We start from the raw sequence: 21,204 nt of genomic DNA, 5'->3' as shown, positions 1-21,204 counted from the left end.
CCGGGTTCATACGTGACAATGGTCCGGTGAACCACGCAGATCAGGAAACCCCGGCGTCCGCCGGCCCGGCACCCGACGACGCGGCCGCCTCGTTCGACGGACGTCAGGGCGACGGGGACACCGGGCGCTCCCGCGGATCCCGGCTGCACCCCCGGGTGACGAGTTTCCGGTCCCGCCGCGGTTCCCTCACACCCGCGCAGCAGCAGGCCTGGGACCGGATGTGGCCGCAGGTCGGCGCCGAGGTCGGGGACACCCTGCTCGACACCACCGCATGGTTCGGCCGACAGGCGCCGCTCGTCCTCGAGATCGGGTCCGGCACCGGCACCGCGACCGCGGCGATGGCGAAGGCCGAACCGCACGTGAACCTCCTGGCCGTCGAGGTGTACCGGCCGGGCCTGGCCCAGCTGCTGCAACAGATCGAGCGCGACGACATCCCCAATGTCCGGGTGCTGCGCGGCGACGCCGTCGAGGTCCTCGAGAACATGGTGGCACCGGCCTCTCTCACCGGGGTCCGGGTCTTCTTCCCGGATCCGTGGCCGAAGGCGCGGCACCACAAGCGGCGGCTGCTGCAGGCGTCCACCTTCGCGCTGATCGCGAGCCGGCTGCGGCCCGGCGGCGTCCTGCACGTCGCCACCGATCACGCCGAGTACGCGGAGTGGATCGCCGAGGTCGGTGGCGCCGAGCCCGCACTGACCGCTCTCGACTGGGAGTCACCGATGACGCACGAACGCCCGGTGACGAAGTTCGAGGACAAGGCCCATCGCGCCGGAAGCACGATCAACGAGTTCATCTGGGGCAGGATCAGATCATGAGTGTCAGCGAACAGGTCGCAGGTCTCCCCGGCACCGCCTCGGAGCCTTCGGCCGCCGATGCGTCCCGTGACGTCCGCCACCCCGGCCGAGTGCTGCTGGTGTGGGACGCACCGAACCTCGACATGGGACTCGGCGCCATCCTCGGTGGCCGGCCCACCGCCGCCTACCGGCCACGATTCGACGCACTCGGACGCTGGCTACTGAGCCGGACGGCCGAGATTTCCGCCACCTCCGGCAGCGCGCTCGAGCCGGAAGCGACCGTCTTCACGAACATCGCCCCTGGTAGCGCCGATGTCGTCCGTCCGTGGGTCGAGGCCTTGCGTAATGTGGGTTTCGCGGTGTTCGCCAAGCCGAAGATCGATGAGGACAGCGATGTCGATTCCGACATGCTCGACCACATCGCCCTGCGGCAGAGCGAAGGGCTGGCCGGGGTCATGGTGGCGTCGGCCGACGGTCAGGCGTTTCGTGAACCGTTGGAGGACATCGCAGCAACCGGGATTGCAGTCCAGGTGCTCGGATTCCGGGAGCATGCCAGCTGGGCTGTGTCCTCGGAGTTGTTGGACTTCGTCGACCTCGAGGACATCCCGGGCGTGTTCCGGGAGCCGCTGCCGCGGATCAGTCTCGACACGTTGCCCGACGAGGGCGCCTGGTTGCAGCCGTTCCGACCGCTCTCCGCCCTGCTCGTCGGGCGGAAAAGCGCTGCCGAGTAGGAGTTGATCAGTGTTCGCCAGCTGGGGAAGCATCGTCTACCGAGCTCGATTCACCGTCATCGGTGTCATGGTCGCGGCAATGCTCGGGCTGGCGGGCTACGGCTTGTCCCTCGAGGATCACCTGAGCCAGAGCGGATGGGACGATCCCGCCTCGGAGTCGGTCGCGGCGTCCATCCTCGCTGACGAGACCTTCGGCCGCGACACCATGGGCGACGTCCTCGCGCTGTACAAGGCCCCGGACGGCACGACGGTCGACGACCCGGAGTTCCAGGAGACGGTCTCGGCCCATCTCCAGCGGGCCCTCGACGAGAACCCCGACCAGATCCTCAAGGCCAACGGCGGGTTCTTCGAGGTCGGCAACGCCCCCAAGTTCGCCCAGTTCGCGTCCGAGGACCGTCAGTACGCGATCGAGTCGATCGCGATCGCCGGTGCCAACGACACCGAGGTGACCGCGAACTTCCGGGCGATCAAGGACGTCTTCTACATCGACGGCATCGACGTCGAGCTCGCCGGTCTCCAGCCGGTCGCGGGCGCGCTCAACGACACGATGGCGCAGGACATCAAGCGGATGGAGCTCCTCGCGATCCCTGCGGTGGGCATCCTGCTCTTCTTCGTGTTCGGCGGCATCGTCGCGGCCGCGCTGCCGCTGATCATCGGCGGCCTCACCGTCGTCGCCGCCAACGGCGTCGTCCGGCTCATCACCAACTTCACCGAGGTGAACTCGTTCGTCGCTCCGGTCGTCTCCCTCGTCGGCCTCGGGCTGGCGATCGACTACGGGCTGTTCATCGTCAGCCGGTTCCGCGAGGAACTCGGCGAGGGGTACGAAGTCGGCGCCGCGGTGCGGCGCACCGTCATGACGGCGGGCCGGACGGTGGTGTTCTCCGCGACCACGATCGTCGCCGCCCTCGGCGGACTGGTCCTGTTCCCGCAGGGCTTCCTCAAGTCGGTCGCCTACGGCGCCATCGCCACGGTGACCCTCGCCGCGATCGCCTCGATCACGATCCTGCCCGCGCTGCTCGGCATCATCGGCCGTCGTGTCGATGCGCTCACCTTCAAACGCCTGCGCCAGACCAAGAGCGCGGAGGAGATCGAGGCCAGCGTCTGGGGCCGCCTGACCCGCTGGGTGATGCGCAACCCGCTCAAGGTGACGATCCCGATCGTCGTCGGCCTGCTGCTGCTGATCGTCCCGCTCACGGGCATCAAGTTCGGCGGTATCAACGAGACCTATCTGCCCCCGGACAGCTCCACCCGCCTGGCGCAGGAGCAGTTCGACGAGATGTTCCCCGGCCAGCGGACCGAGCCGGTCAAACTCGTCGTCACCGATGCCGACGGCCGCGAGCTGGGCACGATCATCCGGGAAGCGAGCGGTGCGCCGGGCCTGGTGGAGCAGTTCACCCCGACCGGCCCCACCAAGGACGGCGTCACCGTCCTCAAGGCCGGGCTGACCGACCGCAACGACTCCGCCGCGACCATCGAGTACCTGCGCGGCATCGACGTGCCCGACGGCGTCCAGATGCTCGTCGGCGGCACGCCCGCGATCGAATACGACTCGATCGCGGCCCTGCTGCACCATCTGCCGATCATGGTCATCGGCGTGGTCCTGTTGACGACCCTGTTGATGTTCCTCGCGTTCGGCTCCCTGGTGCTGCCCATCAAGGCCGCCCTCATGAGTGCCCTGGGACTGGGATCGACGCTCGGCATCCTGACCTGGATCTTCATCGACGGTCACGGCTCGGAACTGCTGAACTTCACCCCCGGTCCGATCATGTCGCCGGTGCTGGTGCTGATCATCGCGATCGTCTACGGCCTGTCCATCGACTACGAGGTGTTCCTACTCTCGCGGATGGTCGAGGCGCGGGCGCAGGGCGCGAGCACCACCGAGGCCATCCGGATCGGCACCTCGCACACCGGGCGGATCATCACCGCGGCCGCACTGATCCTCATCGTGGTGACCGGCGCGTTCGGCTTCTCCGAACTGGTGATGATGAAGTACATCGCCTACGGCATGATCGCCGCGCTGGTCATCGACGCCACCCTGATCCGCATGTTCCTCGTCCCGGCCGTGATGAAGCTTCTCGGCGACGACTGCTGGTGGGCCCCGGCCTGGATGAAGCGCCTCCAGGAGAAGATCGGACTGGGTGAACCGATCCTGGACAACGAACTGATGCCCAGCGACGTCCCGGAACTCACCCCGGTGGGCGCGGTTCCCGCCGCGGCCGGTGCCGGTGTCGCCACCGCCGTCGCCCCACAGCGTCAGGCCCCCCGCAAGCCGGAGCCACTCACCGAACCGATTCCGCTGGTCACCGCTCAGATGCTGGCCCAGCAGATCACCGACGAGCAGAAGGCAGCCGAGCAAGCCCGCAACGAGGCCCGCCGGTCGGCGACGGGACGCCCGGAACGGGCTCCGGAGATCCCCGACGACGTTCCCGGTGCGACCGCCGCTCCCGCGACGAGCGCCCTGCCCACCGAACGGCCTGCGGCCCCGAGCGCACCGGGCGGCGGCCGACCCGGTGGACCGCACACCGAGTCGCGACCGATCGAGAGTTGGCTCGCGGACCTGCGGAGCACCTCCGGACGGGAGCGCCCACGGCCCGACATCGAGCGCTCCTCCCCTGCCCCGACCGGGGCGAACGGCTCGCCCGGACACGGAAGCAACGGCAACGGGGCCAATGAGTTCACGGGCGCCAACGGGCACGGCGCTACCGGGAACGGCGCGAACGGTCGGCCCGCGAACGCATCGCCGTCGAGCGGTGGAAGCACGCGCAATCCGCTCCCACCGCTCCCCCCACGCAGCCGGCCTCAGCCGCCGTCCGCTCCCGATTCGGGACCGACCGGGGCTGCCCCCGTCACACCGTCGCCGAGACGCCCACTCACTCCCCCCGCCACCGAACCCCGGGACGAGGCGGACGCCACCGAGCAGCCCAGCGGACGCCGCCACCGGGAGGAGCCGACGCAGGGAACCGCGGGGAGGCACCGCGCGGAGGATTCCAACGCGGTGAGTGTCAGCGAACTGATCGCGCGCCAGAACCGCCACTGACGGGCGGCCGATCGGCACGGGCCACGCGGACGGTCCGGTGCCGGTCGCCGATAATGGATCGATGCGGTCACGGAACAAGATTCTCGATGCGGTGCGAGACGTCATCGCCCGGTCCGGGTTCTCCGGCGTCACGATAGCGTCGGTCGCCCAGACCGCCGGCGTGACGAGGCAGACCGTCTACTCCATCTTCGGTACCCGCGAGGACCTGGTGTCCCAGGCCGTCGCCGAGCACCTGACCGAGATCGTCGACGGCGTGCACGAACGGCTGCGCACCGCGCCCACTCCCGCCGACTACGTCGTGGATCTGATCGTCGCGTGCCGGACCATCGTGCGGTCCGATCCGGTCCTGGCCGCCCTCCTGCGTACCGACGGCGACAACCCACTCTTCGATGCGGGCGCACTGGATCGGGCGCGGGCAGTAGGGCTCCGCCTTCTGTCCCCGTTGCAGGAGTTGTTCCCCGAGACCGCGCTCCGGCTGGACGACATCGTCGACATCTCCGTCCACCTGGGCTGGTCCGCAGTGTGTTTCGACGACCCGTCCGTCCGCACGGACGAGGACCTGCGCCGCTTCCTGGGCAGGTGGCTGGCGCCGGCATTCGCCGCATCCGTGGAGGAGTGATCACCCCGGCCTTCAGCCGGGCTCCTGCCGCCTCGCCGGGTGACTCTTTGCCGCGTGATTCTTGACACTATCATCCAGAAGCGTCTAGTTTTCTCCTCGTGTCCATGCGCAGTATCACCCGCAGAACGTTCCTGACCTCCACGGTCGCCGCCGGGATCGGGCTGGCCGGAGCATCGTCCGCAGCCGCTGCCACCGGCATCGGGGCCCGGGTTCGCGGCATCCCGACATCCAGGGAGGAGCATCGGGTCGTCATCGTCGGTTCCGGGTTCGGCGGAGGCGTCGCCGCCCTGCGCCTCGCCCAGGCGGGCGTGCAGACCCTGGTCCTCGAACGCGGACGGCGCTGGCCCACCGGCCCGAACTCGGACACCTTCCCCACGCCGACCAATCTGGACAAGCGGGCGCTCTGGTATCGCTCGAGTCCCGAACTCTTCGGTCGCCCAGTGGCATTCGACCCGTACGTCGGACTGGTGGAGGCAGTCACCGGAGAGAACATGACCGCGCTCTGCACCTCGGGTGTCGGTGGCGGCTCCCTCGTCTATCAGGGCATGACGCTGCAACCGGCCGAAGAGGTCTTCTACGAGTGGTTTCCCTCGGACATCGACTGGGCGGCGATGAACGAGATCCACTACCCGACGGTGGCACGCATGCTGCGTCTCGCCGTCGCACCGGACGAACTGGTCGACTCCCCCGACTACCGGGCGCCGCGCGTCTTCGCGGAGAACGTGCGCCGAGCCGGGCTCCCCCTCGCGAAGATCCCGATGCCCATCGACTGGAACTACGCCCTCGCCGAACTCCGGGGTGAGATGAAGCCGTCGTACACGAACGGAGACGGCGCGCTGGGGGTCAACAACGGCGGCAAGCACTCGATCGACGTCACCTACATCGCCGAGGCCGAGGCCACCGGCCGAGCGGAGGTCCGCACCCTGCACGAGGTCACGGACATCGAGCGTGCCGGTGACGGACGATGGAACGTCCACGTCGATCGAATCGACACCGGGGGAAACGTTCTCGAGAAGATCGTCGTCACGACGCCGACCCTCGTCATGGCGGCGGGGAGCATCAACACCACCAAACTCCTCGTCCGTGCCTCGGCGACCGGATTGGTGCCGGACCTACCCGACGATCTCGGAATGCACTGGGGAACCAATGCCGACCGCATCTACCTGTGGACGGATCCGGGCGCCGACTTCGGTGTGTCGCAAGGCGGTCCGGTCGTGTACGGAAGCCTGAACTGGGACACGCCCGCACAGGCACACACCGTCATCCAGGCATCCCTCCCGTCGCTGTCCGTCGACACACACAGCACCGTCCTCGTCGGATACGGCGTGAGCAACGACCGTGGGCGATTCCGCTTCGACTCCCGTTCCGGCCAGGCCGTCCTCGAATGGCCGCGTGGGGGAGACGACTGGATCCTGCGCACCGCGATCGCACCCACCGCCGAGAGGATCGCCGGCCCGTCGGGCATGCTCACCGATACGAACGCGATCGTCAACTCCACCTGGCATCCACTGGGCGGGGCCAACATCGGCAAGGTCTGCGACCTGTCGGGCAGGGTGCTGGGCCAACGCGGACTGTACGTGCTCGACGGCGCGCTCATGCCGGGCACGGCCGCGGCCTGCAACCCCTCGATGACGATCGCCGCACTGGCCGAGTACGCGCTCGCCGACATCGTGTCCCGTGACATCGGCCGAATCATCTGAAATCCCATCACCTGAAACCCCTGCACCACCCACTCGTCCCTACGAACGAGAAGAGACATCGATGTCCGCACGAACCTGGGCGCACCGGCTCCGGCGCGCCGTCGCCACCGCCACGGTCGCATGTGCCGGAGCCGCTGCTGTGACAGCGCTGACGGCACCACCCGCGGCGGGAGCGCCGGTCGACGACTTCTACCTTCCCCCGGCACAACTCGCCGAGGCCCGCGGATCGATCCTGAAGTCCGAGCCGCTGCCCGTGCTGGCGCTGCCGCCGACCGACGGCGGCACCTGGCCGGTGAGCGCCGAGCGGGTGATGTTCACCTCCCGTACCCAGGACGACGTTCCGGTGGCCGTGACCGGGGTGTACGTCGATTCGTCAGCTCCCTGGACCGGGCCGGGTGAACGACCGACCGTGATCATCGCGCCCGGCACCGTCGGCCAGGGCGACAAGTGCGCGCCGTCCGTCGCCTTCGCCAACGGCGTGCACGTCGACGTCGACCCCGGCATCCCCTCGATCTCGGTCAACCAGGAAGCGGTCTCCACCGCACTGTGGACGGCTCGGGGAGCGCGCGTGTTCGTCACCGACTACATCGGTCTCGGCACACCCGGAATCCACACCTACGTCAACCGGCGTGAGAGTGCGCACGCCGTCCTCGATGCAGCGCGGGCCGCGAACACCCTGTCCGGCACCGGACCCGAGACCCCACTCCTGTTCTGGGGTTACTCGCAGGGTGGCGGCGCCACCGCCGCGGCGGCCGAGTTGCAGCCCAGCTACGCACCCGAACTCGATCTGCGGGGCGTGTGGGCGGGAGGACCGGTCGCGGACCTCACTGCCGTCCTCGCGCAGGTCGACGGGAGCCTCATCGGCGGAGCGATCGGCTTCACGCTGAACGGCCTGGCGGACCGCTACCCCGTACTCGAACGCCGGATGGCCGAGGTGCTCACCACCGAGGGCCGCGCGACGCTGAAAGCGTTGGAGTCCGAGTGCATCGGCGACGTCATCTTCTCGCGGCCGTTCCTCCGGACCGACACGTTGACAGTCGACGGTCGCAGCCTCCTCGACTGGCTGTCCGAGATCCCGGAGGCGAAGCCTGTCCTCGACGAGCAGCGCATCGGCCGCCTCACTCCGACGGCCCCGGTGATCATCACCAGTGGCATCAACGACGACAGCGTCCCGTACGGACAGGCTCGACAGTTGGCCGAGGACTGGTGTGCCGGTGGCGCCTCGGTGACCTTCCGGACCAATCACCTGCCCCCGATCGCCCCTGGAACGACGCTGCCGAATCACTTCGGGCCTCAGATCATCGACGGATACGTCGACGACACCGTGATGCGCCATCTCGTCGACCAGCTCGGGGACCGTCCGGCGCAGGGTTGCTCGTTCGACTGACCCTCCCTCCGTTGGCACGATGTCACACCGGTTTCGTCAGATCGATCCGATGTGACATCGTCCCAACAGCTTTCGCCCACCCGACGAGGGACGGGATCAGGCGGCGGAGCCGGGAGGACTGCCGGAGTCTCCCGGCGTGCTCATGCGACGACCGAAATGCGCTGCGGCGAAGAGCAACAGCAAGCCGGCGACGAGGAATGCCGCGACCCGGAACATACCGTCGAGGGTCGCGAGGTCGAAGAAGAACAGTTTCACCAGCGCCGCGCCGGCGAGCACCAGCCCGGCGCCGATCGCGGTCCGGCGATGCGCCGGGGTGTGGAGCCCGAACACGATCGAGCCGGTGGCGGTCAGCATCCACAGAATCGTGGCGGCGCAGTGACCGGCGACGAATCCGGTGCTCGTCGGGCTCACCGACGTCCCGATCGTCACCGCCGTCGCGGTGGCCCCGTACAGCGCGGCCCCGCCTGCCACCGCGTAGAGCACGCCCACCGAGTCGTCGCCCACCAGCCCCAGCGAACGGGCACCGCGTACGGCGAGGAAGGCCGAGATCGCGAGCGCCACACTCGCCGCCACGGCACCCGCGCCGAGGACGTCGATCGCCTCGCGGGATTCGACCAGGGCCTCGGGCGGGACGGTGACCGCATAGGCGAGCCCACCGGCGGCCAGGAACACCAGACCCGAGCCGAGGACGAGGCGGGAACGCACCTGCCGGGCGAGTTCCAGGAACACCGCCGCGTTACCCAGCAGCAGCACCGCGGACAACGAGCCACCGCCGACGAACAGGCACACCTCGAGCAGTGCGACCGTCGCGACACCGGCCACCACGGTCTGCAACGCGCCGGGGATGCGGGTGGCGAAGGCGACGACCGTGAACAGGACCACCGCCGTCACCAGTGCGATCACCGCGCCCCCGAGCGGCGGGAAGGCGGTACCGACCGCGAGGATCGGCACCGCGGCGAGGGCGCACGCCACGCTCGACCCGACGTCCTCCGGATCGCGCGCCGTCAGGGTGACGGCACTCGCCAGACCGAGGAGCGCCACCGCCGCCGCGGCACCGAGGGCCCACCAGGCATCCGCGTCGGGGTATCCGCCCGTCGACACCACGACGGCGATCAGGGCCAGAACCACCGGAACCGTACGGACGACCGACAGGGAACGCCAGCGCCGGTACCACTGCGCCGGGAACGGCGCGAGCTGGACCACCAGGAGGAACGCGACCAGGGTCAGCGTCACGCCGTCCGTCACGACCGCCCCGAGAATCGCGATCGCACCGATCAGCGCCACCGCGAGTGCCTGCACGTCCCAGTGTGCGGCGAGCGCGACACCGGCTCCCGCCACGACCAGCGCGACGGCCAGGGCCAACGGCACGGGAATCCACTCGTAGACGACCGACACCGCCATGATGTCGAAGTACAGGCCTGCGAACCCCGTCGTGGCGAGCGCGATCGCGCCGTACCTGCCGCCGGGCCGGGCGTGCACCCGGATTCCGGCCGCCACCAAGACGAACGACAGCACCGCTCCACCCACCACGCGCGGCACCGGCCCGAAGAACCCGGACTGGGCAGCGAGGACCAGCATCATCACGACCCCGATGAGGGTGACGACACCACCGGCGGCAGCGAGGACCTTGCTCACGGCGCCCTCGCGCTGCCACCACGGCGTCGGGGTGGGAAGCGGCGACCGGGCGGGCGCGGGCATCCGTCCGGGCCCCGGGGGCCCGGTTCGCGGCGGTGCGCCGGCCGGAGGCGGTGCCACCCTGGGTGCAGACGCCATCGGTGGAGCCATCGGCACCGGTGGGTGGGTCGGCGCCGGTGGCCGATACATCGGGGGCGCGGCAGCGGAGACGACGGGCGCACCCGCCAGTTGGTGCTGCAGGACCGCCAGGTTCTCGCCGAATCGGCGTAGCTGCCAGTTCAGCGACGCGGTATCGGCCGACAGCTGTGCCACGAGACGAGGATCGACAGACATGTACTCATCGTTCTCGCCTGCGCCGCCGGGCACATGAGTAGACCTACTCGAGGACGGTGAGGGGATACCCGGCGGTCACGGGAACGGCCGCGGCCTGCCGGTCGCGTCAGCCGCGGCCGAACATGCGCCGGATGGTCGTCCCGAGCGGGTAGCGCACGTTGACGGTGCCGAACCGGACCTTGCCGTGCACCACCAGGTGCAGCGGCCCGTACGGCGGGCCGGTGCGGACCTTGCTCGACGCGGTGGCGCCGATGGTCTCGATGCCGTTGATGTCGGCGGTCGCCTCGGGGGGCACTGTGAGGGAGATGGAGCTGCAGTAGTCGTCGATCGTCAGGTGCACCACCTGGGTGGACATCACCGCTCGGGTGAAGTCGAGGCTGACGTTGGACATCTTGCTGTCCACCAGCAGTTCCGGGGGCACCGTCCATCGACCGCTGCGGTCCACCGACGACATCCGTCCCTTGACGACGGTCTGCGGGGCCGCGTGCGGCGGCAGGCCGGGTGGCACCGGCGGGTGCGGGGAGTGCGGGAGCGGCGGGTGCTGGACGGAGTGCGGCACCGGGGGCGGTACGTGCACCGGATCGGGTGCGGGCAGGTACTCGGGCGAGAGCTGCACACCGGGGAGGTCGACGAGCACGGCGTTCAGCTCGCCGCGGGTCTTGGCGGCCAGCGCCGTGTCCATCCGCTCGGTGAACTCGCCCAGCGACAGCATTCCCTGCCCCACGGCACGCTGGAGCAACTCGCCGACGTGTTCACGTTCCGCATCGGACACCCGCAGATTCCTCGCCTCCATACCTGCCAGGATAGGCCTGCGCGCCGGAACAGGCACGGATGTCCCGGAGTGACCGGTCGCTCGAGGGTCTCGGTAGCGACGGGTCACTCGAGTCCCTGCTCGATCGCGTACCGGGCCAGCTCGACCCGGTTGGCGAGCTGCAGCTTCCGGAGCGTGGCCTGCACGTGGTTCTCGACCGTGCGGTGACTCAGGCTCAGCCGGGTCGCGATCTGTTTGGCACTGAGCCCCTTCGCGACCAGTCGCAGCACCTCGGTCTCCCGCGGCGTCAGCACCGGGGTGGCGTCCACGTCCGGATTCGACGTGTCCGCCGACATGCGCCGGTACTCGCCGAGCACCAGCCCGGCCAGACCGGGCGTGAACACCGCCTGCCCGTCGGCGGTGGACCGCACCGCCCCGATCAGCTCCTCCGCGGACGCACTCTTGACGAGGTAGCCGCAGGCACCCGCCTTCACGGCCTCGAGGACGTCGTCACGCTCGGACGACGCGGACAACACCAGCACCCGACTGCGTGGGGACGCGTCGAGCACCTGCGCGGTCGCCGCGGCCCCGGTGCCGTCGGGAAGGTGCATGTCCATCAGTACGACGTCGGGCTGCGCCGCCGCTGCCCTACGCCGGGCGGCCCCCATTCCGTCCGCGGTGGCGACCACCGCGAAGCCGGCGTTCTCGAGGTCCCTGGCGACGGCGTCGCGCCACATCGGGTGGTCGTCCACGACCATCACGGTGATCGCGTCCGAGCCGGTCCGGCCCGGTTCTCCCTGCGGCACGGTCTCGTTCTGCTGTCCGGTCACTGCCCCGGCGTTCCCTTCGGTACCTGGATCTCCCATTCGGTGCCCTGCCCCGGCTCGGTGTCGAGCGTCGCCGCCCCACCCAGCGACTCGACCCGCCCCAGGATCGACTTCGATACTCCCATGCGGCCTTCCGCCTCGGCCTGCTCCAGCCTGCCCGGGGCGATGCCGACACCGTCGTCGCGCACCGTGACCACCAGATCCTCGCCGAGGTCCTCGAGCAGGACGTAGGCCCGTGCCCCGGCACCGGCGTGGCGGGCGACGTTCGAGAGCGCGGTGTCGATGACGGCGGTGAGTTCCTTGGCCCGCGCCCGCGCCAGCATCACCGGTTCTGCGGGCATCGCCACCGAGACGTTCGCGGACCCTCTGGTGGCGAACAGCTGCCGGACGTCGACGTCCGGGCCGACGTCGACCGGTTCCCGGATCCCCGAGATCAACGTCCGCAACGCCGTCTCCTGCTCGCTCGCCATCTCGGCGAGTTCCCTTGCCGGTCCGCCGATCTCGTTTCCCCGACGACTCACCAGGGCGAGCACCTGGAGAACCCCGTCGTGCACCTCGCGGGCCAGCCGCTCCCGTTCTTCCGCCGCGGCAGCGAGTTTCACCGCGTGCTCGAGCTGGGCCTGGGCCCGTCGCGAGGTGAGCGTCGCCATCCCGAGTGCGAGCCCGACCGACCACAGGACGGGGGCGGTCGCGTCTCGCCACAGATCCCAGTTGATCTGATCGCGCACCACCGCACTGACACCGGCCATCAGTGTGGCCGAAGCGATCCCGAGCCACGGTCCGCCCAGAACGGCAGCCGAGATCACCGCATTGGTGACCCACAACGTCGTCGGCAGGGTCTGGTGTTCGCTGTACCAGGCGTGGTCGGCGACCACCCGCGTCGCGCACATCGCACCGATCGCGACGATCTGGTCCGCGAGGACGACCTGGTATCGCGGCACGGCGCCGCGGGAGAGCAGCACCGCCGAGACGCCGGACCACGCCGCCATGATCGCGACCACCACCCAGCTGAGCGTCTGGTGGGTGTAGAACGGCACGGACGCGATGTGATAGCTGATCGCGTACAGCAGGGTGATGAGGCGGAAGACCTGCGCGGCCTGCCACAGCGGCGCATCCGGCGCGGTGTCCGGTCCGTCGGCCGGGCGGTAGCTCGCTCTCTTCCAGAGCTCACTTCCCTGCGTCCTGGTCGCTGTCCTGATCGCTGTCATCGCTGTCTTCCGGCTCGTCGGGCTCGTCGGGTCGGGCGGGGTAGAGCGGCACCGAGGGGTCGTCCACCTCGATCTCGTCGACCGCGGCCTCGGGATCGTCGGAGAGTAGCGAACGTACCGCGGTGTCGAGGACCGCGACCACCGGCACGGCGAGGAGACCACCGACGATCCCCGCCAGCACGATGCCGGTGGTGATCGCCAGCACGACGGCCAGCGGATGCAACCGCACCGCGCGCCCGAGCAGCAACGGCTGCAGCACGTGTGCCTCGAGCTGCATCACCGCGATGATGATGCCGAGCACCAGCAACGCCGTCAGCAGACCCTTCGCCACCAGCGCGACCAGGACGGCGAGGAAGCCGGCCAGGAATGCGCCCACGATCGGGACGAACGCACCCAGAAACACCAGCGACGCCAGCGGAAGCGCCAGCGGAACGCCGAGCAGCACCAGGCCGGCGCCGATACCGACCGCGTCCACCGCCGCGACAGCCACGGTCGCGCGGACGTAGCCCGTGAGCGAGGCGAATCCCTGCGTGCCGGCGAGCCGGACGCGTCCGCGTGCGCGATGCGGCACGATCCGCGTGACGAACTCCCAGATCTGTCGTCCGCCGTACAGGAAGAAGATGAGGGTGAACAACGTGAGGAACGCGCCGGTGACGATCTCGCCGACCAGCCCCGCGGTGGTGAGAGCCCCGCTGGTGAGCGCCTCGCGGTTCGACTGAACGGCCTGCACCACCGACTCCCCCGCGTGGTGGATCTGGTCGTTGCTGAAATGGAACGGCCCCGCGGTGAGCCAGGACTGGATCTGCCCGATCGAATCGGCGAAGCGGTCCGCCAGCCCGGGAAAACCGACCACGAACTGTTCGACGACGAAGGCCAGGATCGCCGCGACCACGCCCAGCGCCGCGACGAGGACGAGTGCGACCGACACGCCCCTGGTCAGACCCCACCGTTGCAGCCGATCCACCGCGGGGGTGAGCAGCGCGGAACCCAGCAGGGCGAGAGCGACGGGGACGGTGACGGTGTCGAACTTCGCGACGAGGTAGCCCACGACGACGACACCGGCGAACAGGATCAGCAGGCGCCAGGTCCATTCGGCCGCGACCCGGACGATCGGATGCACCGCGTCGGCCGCCGGGGCGGGGGATGCGGGATACTCATTCGCGGTCACGCGCGCGACCCGATCGCGCTCACATCGCGGAGCGTATCGAGAATTCGGGCCGCTCACCCCCGCTTCACGGGAGGTTCGGCAGCGCGGGCGACCCGGAAACGGGCAGTACGGACACGGACGCGTTGGGCACGCACGGAGCACGTGACGCTAAATTGAACGCGTGCGGAGATCATACAGAGCGATTGCGGTGACCATCCGCAGCCGATGGCCGCTCTATATGCTCTCGATGCTCGCCGCGAACTTCATGGGCGCGGTGATGGTCTTCGCCTTCATCCGATACGGCCTGCCCATCCCCGAGTCGGAGAGCATCGTCGCCGACCAGCCACGCAACGTGGTGGTCTTCGGTGTCTACCTGGCAGTGGCGGCAGCCGTGAGCCTCGCCGTCGCCGCGATGATGTTGCGCTCGGTGATCCGCTGGCAGCTGCGCGGCGGTCCGCCGACACGCAGCGAACAGATGTCGGCGCTGCACGCGCCGCTGCGCCAGGCGATCGTCCACCTGGTGCTGTGGATACTCGGCGGCGTCCTGTTCGTGTTCCTCACGGTCGGCGAGATGCCGTCGCTGGCGGTCGCCGTCATCATCACCGTCTGCATGGCGGCCACCACCACGTTCGGGTTCACCTACATGCTCGGCGAACGGATCCTGCGTCCGGTCGCCGCCCGCGCGCTCAGCGAGGGCGAGTTCGACCGGACCATGGCGCCCGGTGTCGGTACCCGGTTGGCGATGACGTGGGGGCTGGGCACGTTGATGCCCGTGATCGGGATCATCCTGCTGTGCGTCACCCAGTTGTCCACGGACCTCGTCTTCTCCCCCAACGCGCTGGCCTGGGCGATCATCCTGATCTCGATCATCACCATCGGGCAGGCGTTCGTCCTGTCGATGCTCACCTCGAGCCAGATCTCGGACCCGATCAAGCAACTGCGTCGGGCGATCGAGCGGGTGCAGCGCGGGGCGACGGACGTCCGGGTCGAGGTGTTCGACGGCAGCGAGATCGGCCGATTGCAGGTCGGGTTCAACCGGATGATGCGCGAGTCGGACGAACGCCGTCTGCTCCGGCAGCTGTTCGGTCAACACGTGGGCGAGGACGTCGCTCGCCGGGCACTGAAGTTCGGCACCGAGCTCGGTGGCGAGACGCGCTTCGTCGCGGTCCTCTTCGTGGACATGGTCGGTTCCACCGGTGCGGCCGCGGAACGGCCGCCCGGTGAGGTCGTGACGTTGCTCAACGAGTTCTTCCGCGTCGTGGTCGACGTCGTGGACCGGCACAACGGGTTCGTCAACAAGTTCATGGGTGACGCGGCTCTCGCCATCTTCGGGGCACCTCTCGACCGGCCGGATGCCCCGACGGCGGCGCTGTCCGCCGCCCGGGAACTGCGGTTCGCGCTGAACGAGATCACCGGCCTCGACATCGGGATCGGCGTCTCCGCAGGCCTGGCGGTCGCGGGGAACATCGGCGCCGCCGAACGCTTCGAGTACACGGTGATCGGCGACCCGGTCAACGAGGCCTCCCGGCTGACCGAGCTCGCCAAGATCCACCCGAGCCGAACCCTGGCCTCGACCAGCGCTTTGTACTTCGCCGACGAGAGCGAGCAGGATCGCTGGGAGCTCGGCGACATGGTCAAGTTGCGCGGGCGCCGTCGCAACACGCACCTGGCCTGGCCGGTCGAGTATCCGGAGTGACGCCGAGACCGTTCGTTACGCTGGCCCGGTGGCACAGCCTCGTTCCGACCCACCTTCTGCCGATACTCCTCGGCCGCGCAGGCGATTCTGGTGGGTCAAGTGGGTGCTGGGCGTTGCCCTGATCGCCCTGCTCACGGCCGAGGCCATCTACCTGTGGCCGACACTCAACGAATCGTGGCGGGCACTCACGGAGATCCACTGGGGCTGGCTGGCCGCCGCCCTCGTCGCGCAGGTGGTCTCCCTCGCCGGATTCGGCGCCGTGCAGCAGCGACTGCTGCGTGCAGGCACGGTGGTGATCAGTCAGCTCGAGTCGCTGTCGGTGATCTTCGCGAGCACCGCGATGGCCGTGACCCTGCCGGCAGGGCAGGTGTTCTCCACCGCCTTCACCTACAAGCAGACCCGGCGCTGGGGTGCTACCCCGGTCGTCGCGTCCTGGCAGATCGCCATCTCGGGGGTCATCGCCGCGGGCAGCCTGGCGCTGCTCGGCGGCGTCGGGGCGATCGCGGTCGGCACCAAGGTCAGCCCGGTGACGCTGCTGCTCACCGGCGGCGCCGCCGTCGCCCTGTTCTTCCTGCTCCGCTACATCGCCCAGAACCCCGAATCGCTGGAAACCATCGGCATCAAGGCGCTGGCCCGCTACAACCGGCTGCGCGGCAACCCCGAGGACACCGGCGCCCTGCGCTGGCAGGCGATCCTGGACCAGCTCGACTCCGTCGAGCTCGGCCGCCGGGATTCGCTGGTGACGTTCGGGTGGTCGGCGGTCCACCGCGGTGCCGACGTCGCGTGCCTGGGCTTCGCCTGCTGGGCCGTCGGTGCCGACCCGTCGTTCGCGGGACTGCTCATCGCGTTCGCCGCGGCGAAGGCGGTCGGGAGCATTCCGCTCGCGCCCGGTGGCCTCGGCTTCGTCGACGGCGCCCTGATCGCGACGCTCACGGCCGCGGGTGCCACTGCTCCCCAGGCGCTGGCCGCGGTGTTCGTCTACCGCATCGCGAGCTACATCATGGTCGCCGTCGTCGGGTGGATCGTGTTCCTGGTGCTGTTCCGCAACAACCAGACGGACGAGGTCGACATGGATCTCGAATTCGAGCAGCACAAGCAGGCCATGCCGAGAAGACGACCGGCTCCCGAGCCGGAGGGAAGACGACCGGCTCCCGAGCCGGAGGGAAGACGACCGGCTCCCGAGCCGGAGGGAAGACGACCGGCTCCCGAGCCGGAGGGAAGACGACCGGCTCCCGAGCCGGAGGGAAGACGACCAGCTCCCGAACCGGACGGACGACACCCGTCCCCCGAACCAGAGCACTGACCGGCCGGGACCCGTCGCACCACCCGTGCGCCCCTATCGGGCGGCGCCACCCAGCTCCCGCAGGAGCGCATCGAGAGGCTCTCGACTCAGCTCGACCGCGCGGGCAGCGTCACCGGAGATCACCGCCTCGACGAGTGCGTGATGGAGATCGGCGTGGTGCTGGTGGAGTGCTCGGTGGACGGCCACACCTCGTGGAGCCTCGGCATGCACCGCTCGAGTATGGCGGCCGCGTTGCGCGCCGTCGTGGCCGCCGTCGATCACGCCCGCCGGAGGGGCACGAAGTCGCGGATCGCCGAGACGATCGCTTCCGGGCAGTCCTCCGGCACGAGCGTGTAGCTGTCGTCCACCTCGTGTAGTTCGCCCCGCGGGTACAGTTCCGCCAGTCGGCGCCCGTGCTCGCGGGGCATCACCCTGTCCTCGGTGGCCCACAGCACCCGCACGGGCCGGTCGAAAGCGCGGTTCGCCTCCGCCCAGCGCAGCAGCGTCGCGTCGGCGGGGACGGATCGGGCGTACTTCACCAGGTCACGCCGGATCAGCGGGTCCTCGGTGGCCGGGCGGAACCAGCCGTCCATGACCTCGTCGGGGATCGGCCGCTTGCTCATCCACCCCCAGCCACCCGGGGCGCGGCGCATCGCCCGGAACTTCAGGGACCACATCAGGGCACGCGCGCCGCCGGGGAGTGCCACGGCGACGGCGACGGCGCGCCCGGGCAGTCCGGGCGGGTAGTTGTCGAACGCCTCGCTCGGAGTGAGGACGACACCGGCGAGCCGGCTCGTGTCGCCGTGCGCGATCAGCACCTGCACCCCGCCCCAGTCGTTCTGCACGAGGGTGACCTCCCGCAGATCCAGCGCCGCGACGAACTCACCGACCAGCAGGCCCATCGCCCGCAAGGACAGGTCGGCGTCCGCGCGCATCGGAATCCGGTGGGAACCGAGCGGCAGCGTGGGAAGGATGCACCGGAAGTCGGGGACCAGCGCGTCGACGACCTTGCGCCACACTGTGCCGTCCATCGTGAGCCCGTGGACGAACACGAGGACCGGCCCCGCCCCGCCGGTGTCCAGGTACTCGACGGTCCCCGCCGAGAGATCGATCCGTTCCATGACCCACTCCGTCCCGGGCTCCTCGATGATCGTGGCGGCCGACGTCCGCCGTTCTTGATAGATCGTTCTACTCAGTTCACGGTACGATCGGGCACCCGGCGGGCACAAGACCTCCGCCGAGATCGGTGGGAGCAGGCATGCACGACACACGAGCCCGGATCCTGGCTGCGAGCAGCGCATTGTTCCGGCGTGCCGGGTACACCGGGACGGGCCTCAAACAGGTCGCCGTCGAGTCCGGGGCGCCGTTCGGGTCGATCTACCACTTCTTCCCCGGCGGCAAACAGGAACTGGGCGAGGAGGTCATCCGCACTTCGGGTTCGGCGTACCAGGATCTGGTGCTCGGCATCCTGCGCAGCACCGACGGCCTGCCGGAGAGCATCGAGGTGGCATTCCGCTCCGCCGGGAGGACGCTGGCCGCCTCCGGCTTCGCCGACGCCTGCCCCATCGCCACGGTGGCGATGGAGGTGGCGAGCACGAACGAGCCGTTGCGTGAGGCAGCCGCGGAGGTCTTCGACGGCTGGCTGACCGCCTGCGCCGCCTACATTCGGGAGTACGGCATCGACGACGCCGGCGCCCGCCACCTCGCCCTCACACTCGTGACCGGCCTGGAAGGCGCGTTCGTCCTGGCCCGCACCCTGCGGAGCACCGAGCCCCTCGACGCGGCCGGAGCCACGGCGGCCGGCCTGGCCCGCACACTCCTCGAGAAGTGACCGACGACACATCCACTCCGGAACAAAGTGGACCACAGTCCGGTTACAGTCGGAGTCGATTGAATTTTCAAATACTTACTCGGAGGAGACACCCGATGAGCACCACCGCCACCACCACGCTTCCCGGCCTCACCCCCGGCACCTGGGCCATCGACCCGGTCCACTCGACCGTCGGCTTCTCCATCCGGCACCTGATGGTCAGCAAGGTCCGCGGCAGCTTCAACGACTTCTCCGGCTCCATCACGGTGGCCGAGGACGGCACCCCGTCGGTCGTCGCCGTCATCAACGTCGACTCCGTCGACACCAAGAACGCCGATCGCGACGCGCACGTCAAGTCGGCCGACTTCTTCGACCACGAGCAGTTCCCCACCGCCACGTTCACCTCGACCGAACTGCGCGCCAAGGGCGACGACTACGTCCTGGCCGGCGAGTTCACCCTGCGCGGCGTGACCAAGACCGTCGAACTCGCACTCGAGTACAACGGCGTGAACCCCGGCATGGGCCAGGGCCCGGTCGCCGGATTCGAGGCGACGACCGTTCTCAACCGCAAGGACTTCGGCATCAGCATCGACATGCCGCTCGAGGGTGGCGGCGCCGTCCTCGGCGACAAGATCACGATCACCCTCGAGATCGAGGCCGGTCTCCAGGCCTGAGCCTCCCCTCACCTCACACAGCGCGCCGTCACCCACGGGTGGCGGCGCGCTGCGTTCCGGTCACGGGACGGCCCACCCCGCACCGAACGCGCGGGCCGTGCGAATCTAGGCTGGGGTCGTGAAGAAGCAGTGGTTCCTCGCACTCGCCGCCGACGTCGTCGTCGTGATCGTGTTCGCTGCCATCGGCCGACGCAGCCACGGCGAGGCCACCGCACTCGCGGGCCTCGCCACCACGGCGTGGCCGTTCCTCACCGGCCTCGCGATCGGCTGGGCCGCGACGTTCGCGCTCTACCGCGACAAGTTCGACGCCTACCTCGTCGTCCCGACGGGAATCCTGGTGTGGCTGTCCACCCTGGTGGTCGGCATGCTCGCCCGGGTGATCAGCGGGCAGGGCACCGCATTCAGCTTCATCCTCGTGGCCGGTACGTTCCTGGCCCTGTTCCTCGTCGGCTGGCGCGCCGTGTTCCGGCTGATCGAATCCCGCACCGGCCCGGCGCGCTGACACCTCGCACGACTGCGGTGCGCTCGATCTCTCACCGCGCGCTTCCCCGCGATCCACCGGCGCCGGTGAGAAAGTCCTGACAGGAACGAAGGCCAGACATGAACTGATGCCGGCGCCGCGGCGCACCACACCCGGACGGTCGCGCTGTTCTTCCTGTCCGTGGCTCTGGGGACCTCGATGGCGGGCACGCTCGCCAAGTACTACGACGAGAACGACGAGGTGCCGTACTTCCGCACCATCGGCATCGCCTCCGTCGCGACGGGCGTCGTGCTCGCCCTGTGTTCGCCGTGGATCTCCCGACTGATGCGTGGGGTGCACTGACCACCGTCAGCGCAACCACAGCCACCCGGCCAGGCCGAAACCGGCGAGTGCGATGACGATGCGCAGGATCGTCGGCGGGACGAGCTTCACCAGCGGTGGCCCACACCAACCGCCGGCGACGGCACCGACGGCCATCGCAACCGCGGCACCCCAGTGCACCGGTCCGAACACGGCGAAGCCGACGGCGGCGACCAGGTTGGCGACCCCGAGAAGGAAGCTCTTGAGGATCGTGGCCCGCCACACCGACTCCGAGGTGAGGATCAACGACGCCGCCAGGAAGATCACGCCCGCACCCGCTCCGAAGTATCCGCCGTAGATCGCGACGAGAAACACCGAGAACGTGTACGTGCGGGACAGATCGCGGCCCCCGGACAGGGCCCGGATCCGCGGCTGCAGAATCAGCGCGAGTGAGGCGAACGCCACCATGAACGGCACGACCGTCTCGAACGAACCGGCGGGAGCCACCAGGAGAATCGTGGCACCGAGGGTGCCGCCGACCGCGGCCCAGACCGTCCAGCGCACCAGCTTCCGGCCGGTGGCCGCCACCTCGCGGGCGGAGTTGGACAGGGCACCGACGCCCACCCCGACCATGGCCACCGTGTTGGTGACGTTCGCGGCGACCGGGGAGAGCCCGACGGCGAGCAGCGCGGGGTAGGACACGATCGAGGCCAGCCCGGTGACGAACCCCACCACCCCGGCGAAGAATCCCGCCACCACGAGGAAGCCGACGTCGAGGAGGGACACAGGACGTCA

General features: G+C 69.5%; 19 protein-coding genes and 1 pseudogene. 12 read left to right on the top strand and 8 right to left on the bottom strand.

The window, feature by feature from the left end; genetic code table 11:
• The first annotated feature begins 8 nt into the window (after nucleotides 1-8).
• The 6 genes from trmB (at nucleotide 9) to G4H71_RS12695 (ending at nucleotide 8,265) form a co-directional block, all read left to right on the top strand.
• Complete coding sequence (trmB, locus tag G4H71_RS12720; protein WP_072737270.1) at nucleotides 9-812, top strand: tRNA (guanosine(46)-N7)-methyltransferase TrmB; 804 nt, start codon at nucleotides 9-11, stop codon at nucleotides 810-812.
• The gene (locus G4H71_RS12715) at nucleotides 809-1,522 is read left to right on the top strand and encodes an NYN domain-containing protein (protein ID WP_072737108.1); all 714 of its coding nucleotides are present in this window, start codon (nucleotides 809-811) and stop codon (nucleotides 1,520-1,522) included. Before trmB ends, G4H71_RS12715 begins: the two co-directional genes overlap by 4 nt.
• 10 nt (nucleotides 1,523-1,532) lie before the next feature.
• Complete coding sequence (locus tag G4H71_RS12710; RefSeq protein ID WP_072737109.1) at nucleotides 1,533-4,559, top strand: MMPL family transporter; 3,027 nt, start codon at nucleotides 1,533-1,535, stop codon at nucleotides 4,557-4,559.
• Between the two features lie 61 nt (nucleotides 4,560-4,620).
• Nucleotides 4,621-5,178 (top strand): TetR/AcrR family transcriptional regulator, encoded by a 558-nt coding sequence (locus tag G4H71_RS12705; RefSeq protein WP_072737110.1) that lies wholly within the window; start codon nucleotides 4,621-4,623, stop codon nucleotides 5,176-5,178.
• 104 nt (nucleotides 5,179-5,282) lie between these two features.
• The gene (locus G4H71_RS12700; protein ID WP_072737111.1) at nucleotides 5,283-6,878 is read left to right on the top strand and encodes a GMC oxidoreductase; all 1,596 of its coding nucleotides are present in this window, start codon (nucleotides 5,283-5,285) and stop codon (nucleotides 6,876-6,878) included.
• Nucleotides 6,879-6,939: 61 nt separating this feature from the next.
• Nucleotides 6,940-8,265: a lipase family protein gene (locus G4H71_RS12695; protein WP_072737112.1), complete on the top strand. Its 1,326-nt coding sequence runs from the start codon at nucleotides 6,940-6,942 to the stop codon at nucleotides 8,263-8,265.
• Between the two features lie 96 nt (nucleotides 8,266-8,361).
• On the opposite strand, the gene G4H71_RS12690 is transcribed toward G4H71_RS12695, so the two are convergent.
• From G4H71_RS12690 to G4H71_RS12670, 5 genes are all read right to left on the bottom strand, one after another.
• On the bottom strand, nucleotides 8,362-10,212 hold the full coding sequence (locus G4H71_RS12690) for a DUF2339 domain-containing protein (protein ID WP_139183199.1): 1,851 nt from the start codon (nucleotides 10,210-10,212) through the stop codon (nucleotides 8,362-8,364).
• Nucleotides 10,213-10,339: 127 nt separating this feature from the next.
• Nucleotides 10,340-11,026, bottom strand: coding sequence for a DUF1707 SHOCT-like domain-containing protein (locus G4H71_RS12685; RefSeq protein WP_072737113.1), 687 nt, complete (start codon nucleotides 11,024-11,026; stop codon nucleotides 10,340-10,342).
• A gap of 83 nt (nucleotides 11,027-11,109) precedes the next feature.
• Complete coding sequence (locus tag G4H71_RS12680) at nucleotides 11,110-11,742, bottom strand: response regulator (RefSeq protein ID WP_072737272.1); 633 nt, start codon at nucleotides 11,740-11,742, stop codon at nucleotides 11,110-11,112.
• Nucleotides 11,743-11,810: 68 nt separating this feature from the next.
• Complete coding sequence (gene macS, locus G4H71_RS12675; RefSeq protein ID WP_072737114.1) at nucleotides 11,811-13,019, bottom strand: MacS family sensor histidine kinase; 1,209 nt, start codon at nucleotides 13,017-13,019, stop codon at nucleotides 11,811-11,813.
• The gene (locus G4H71_RS12670; protein ID WP_072737115.1) at nucleotides 12,979-14,187 is read right to left on the bottom strand and encodes an AI-2E family transporter; all 1,209 of its coding nucleotides are present in this window, start codon (nucleotides 14,185-14,187) and stop codon (nucleotides 12,979-12,981) included. Before G4H71_RS12670 ends, macS begins: the two co-directional genes overlap by 41 nt.
• A 217-nt stretch (nucleotides 14,188-14,404) precedes the next feature.
• Between G4H71_RS12670 and G4H71_RS12665 the strand changes: the two genes are divergently transcribed.
• Nucleotides 14,405-15,862 (top strand): adenylate/guanylate cyclase domain-containing protein, encoded by a 1,458-nt coding sequence (locus G4H71_RS12665; RefSeq protein ID WP_072737116.1) that lies wholly within the window; start codon nucleotides 14,405-14,407, stop codon nucleotides 15,860-15,862.
• Nucleotides 15,863-15,890: 28 nt separating this feature from the next.
• Nucleotides 15,891-17,165 carry a lysylphosphatidylglycerol synthase transmembrane domain-containing protein gene (locus G4H71_RS12660; RefSeq protein ID WP_083575198.1) on the top strand — a complete coding sequence of 425 codons (1,275 nt, stop codon included), beginning with the start codon at nucleotides 15,891-15,893 and terminating at the stop codon, nucleotides 17,163-17,165.
• A 33-nt stretch (nucleotides 17,166-17,198) separates the two neighbouring features.
• On the opposite strand, the gene G4H71_RS12655 is transcribed toward G4H71_RS12660, so the two are convergent.
• Both G4H71_RS12655 and G4H71_RS12650 read right to left on the bottom strand, forming a co-directional pair.
• The gene (locus G4H71_RS12655; protein ID WP_169847128.1) at nucleotides 17,199-17,375 is read right to left on the bottom strand and encodes a hypothetical protein; all 177 of its coding nucleotides are present in this window, start codon (nucleotides 17,373-17,375) and stop codon (nucleotides 17,199-17,201) included.
• Between the two features lie 47 nt (nucleotides 17,376-17,422).
• Nucleotides 17,423-18,265 carry an alpha/beta fold hydrolase gene (locus G4H71_RS12650; protein WP_072737117.1) on the bottom strand — a complete coding sequence of 281 codons (843 nt, stop codon included), beginning with the start codon at nucleotides 18,263-18,265 and terminating at the stop codon, nucleotides 17,423-17,425.
• Nucleotides 18,266-18,402: 137 nt separating this feature from the next.
• Between G4H71_RS12650 and G4H71_RS12645 the strand changes: the two genes are divergently transcribed.
• The 4 genes and pseudogenes from G4H71_RS12645 to G4H71_RS12630 all read left to right on the top strand — a co-directional run.
• The gene (locus G4H71_RS12645; protein ID WP_072737118.1) at nucleotides 18,403-18,975 is read left to right on the top strand and encodes a TetR/AcrR family transcriptional regulator; all 573 of its coding nucleotides are present in this window, start codon (nucleotides 18,403-18,405) and stop codon (nucleotides 18,973-18,975) included.
• A 95-nt stretch (nucleotides 18,976-19,070) separates the two neighbouring features.
• Nucleotides 19,071-19,628, top strand: coding sequence for a YceI family protein (locus G4H71_RS12640; RefSeq protein ID WP_072737119.1), 558 nt, complete (start codon nucleotides 19,071-19,073; stop codon nucleotides 19,626-19,628).
• A 118-nt stretch (nucleotides 19,629-19,746) separates the two neighbouring features.
• Complete coding sequence (locus tag G4H71_RS12635) at nucleotides 19,747-20,130, top strand: DUF3054 domain-containing protein (protein ID WP_072737120.1); 384 nt, start codon at nucleotides 19,747-19,749, stop codon at nucleotides 20,128-20,130.
• A gap of 120 nt (nucleotides 20,131-20,250) precedes the next feature.
• Nucleotides 20,251-20,451, top strand: a pseudogene (locus G4H71_RS12630) (MFS transporter); the annotation flags it as partial.
• 6 nt (nucleotides 20,452-20,457) lie between these two features.
• On the opposite strand, the gene G4H71_RS12625 reads toward G4H71_RS12630, so the two are convergent.
• On the bottom strand, nucleotides 20,458-21,195 hold the full coding sequence (locus tag G4H71_RS12625; protein ID WP_072737121.1) for a sulfite exporter TauE/SafE family protein: 738 nt from the start codon (nucleotides 21,193-21,195) through the stop codon (nucleotides 20,458-20,460).
• Between the last annotated feature and the right edge of the window lie 9 nt (nucleotides 21,196-21,204).

Source organism: Rhodococcus triatomae (assembly GCF_014217785.1).
In the GTDB taxonomy this organism is placed as follows: domain Bacteria; phylum Actinomycetota; class Actinomycetes; order Mycobacteriales; family Mycobacteriaceae; genus Rhodococcus_F; species Rhodococcus_F triatomae.
The sequence above is the reverse complement of the archived record's forward strand: the minus strand, read 5'-3'. Positions and strand labels throughout refer to the sequence as shown.

Excerpts from the sequence above, each read along its gene's own strand:
- G4H71_RS12715 (WP_072737108.1), top strand. The coding sequence starts at position 809 with ATGAGTGTCAGCGAACAGGTCGCAGGTCTCCCCGGCACCGCCTCGGAG.
- G4H71_RS12705 (WP_072737110.1), top strand. The coding sequence starts at position 4,621 with ATGCGGTCACGGAACAAGATTCTCGATGCGGTGCGAGACGTCATCGCC.
- G4H71_RS12700 (WP_072737111.1), top strand. The coding sequence starts at position 5,283 with ATGCGCAGTATCACCCGCAGAACGTTCCTGACCTCCACGGTCGCCGCC.
- G4H71_RS12695 (WP_072737112.1), top strand. The coding sequence starts at position 6,940 with ATGTCCGCACGAACCTGGGCGCACCGGCTCCGGCGCGCCGTCGCCACC.
- G4H71_RS12685 (WP_072737113.1), bottom strand. The coding sequence starts at position 11,026 with ATGGAGGCGAGGAATCTGCGGGTGTCCGATGCGGAACGTGAACACGTC.
- G4H71_RS12680 (WP_072737272.1), bottom strand. The coding sequence starts at position 11,742 with ATGGTCGTGGACGACCACCCGATGTGGCGCGACGCCGTCGCCAGGGAC.
- macS (WP_072737114.1), bottom strand. The coding sequence starts at position 13,019 with ATGACAGCGATCAGGACAGCGACCAGGACGCAGGGAAGTGAGCTCTGG.
- G4H71_RS12665 (WP_072737116.1), top strand. The coding sequence starts at position 14,405 with ATGCTCTCGATGCTCGCCGCGAACTTCATGGGCGCGGTGATGGTCTTC.
- G4H71_RS12650 (WP_072737117.1), bottom strand. The coding sequence starts at position 18,265 with ATGGAACGGATCGATCTCTCGGCGGGGACCGTCGAGTACCTGGACACC.
- G4H71_RS12645 (WP_072737118.1), top strand. The coding sequence starts at position 18,403 with ATGCACGACACACGAGCCCGGATCCTGGCTGCGAGCAGCGCATTGTTC.
- G4H71_RS12640 (WP_072737119.1), top strand. The coding sequence starts at position 19,071 with ATGAGCACCACCGCCACCACCACGCTTCCCGGCCTCACCCCCGGCACC.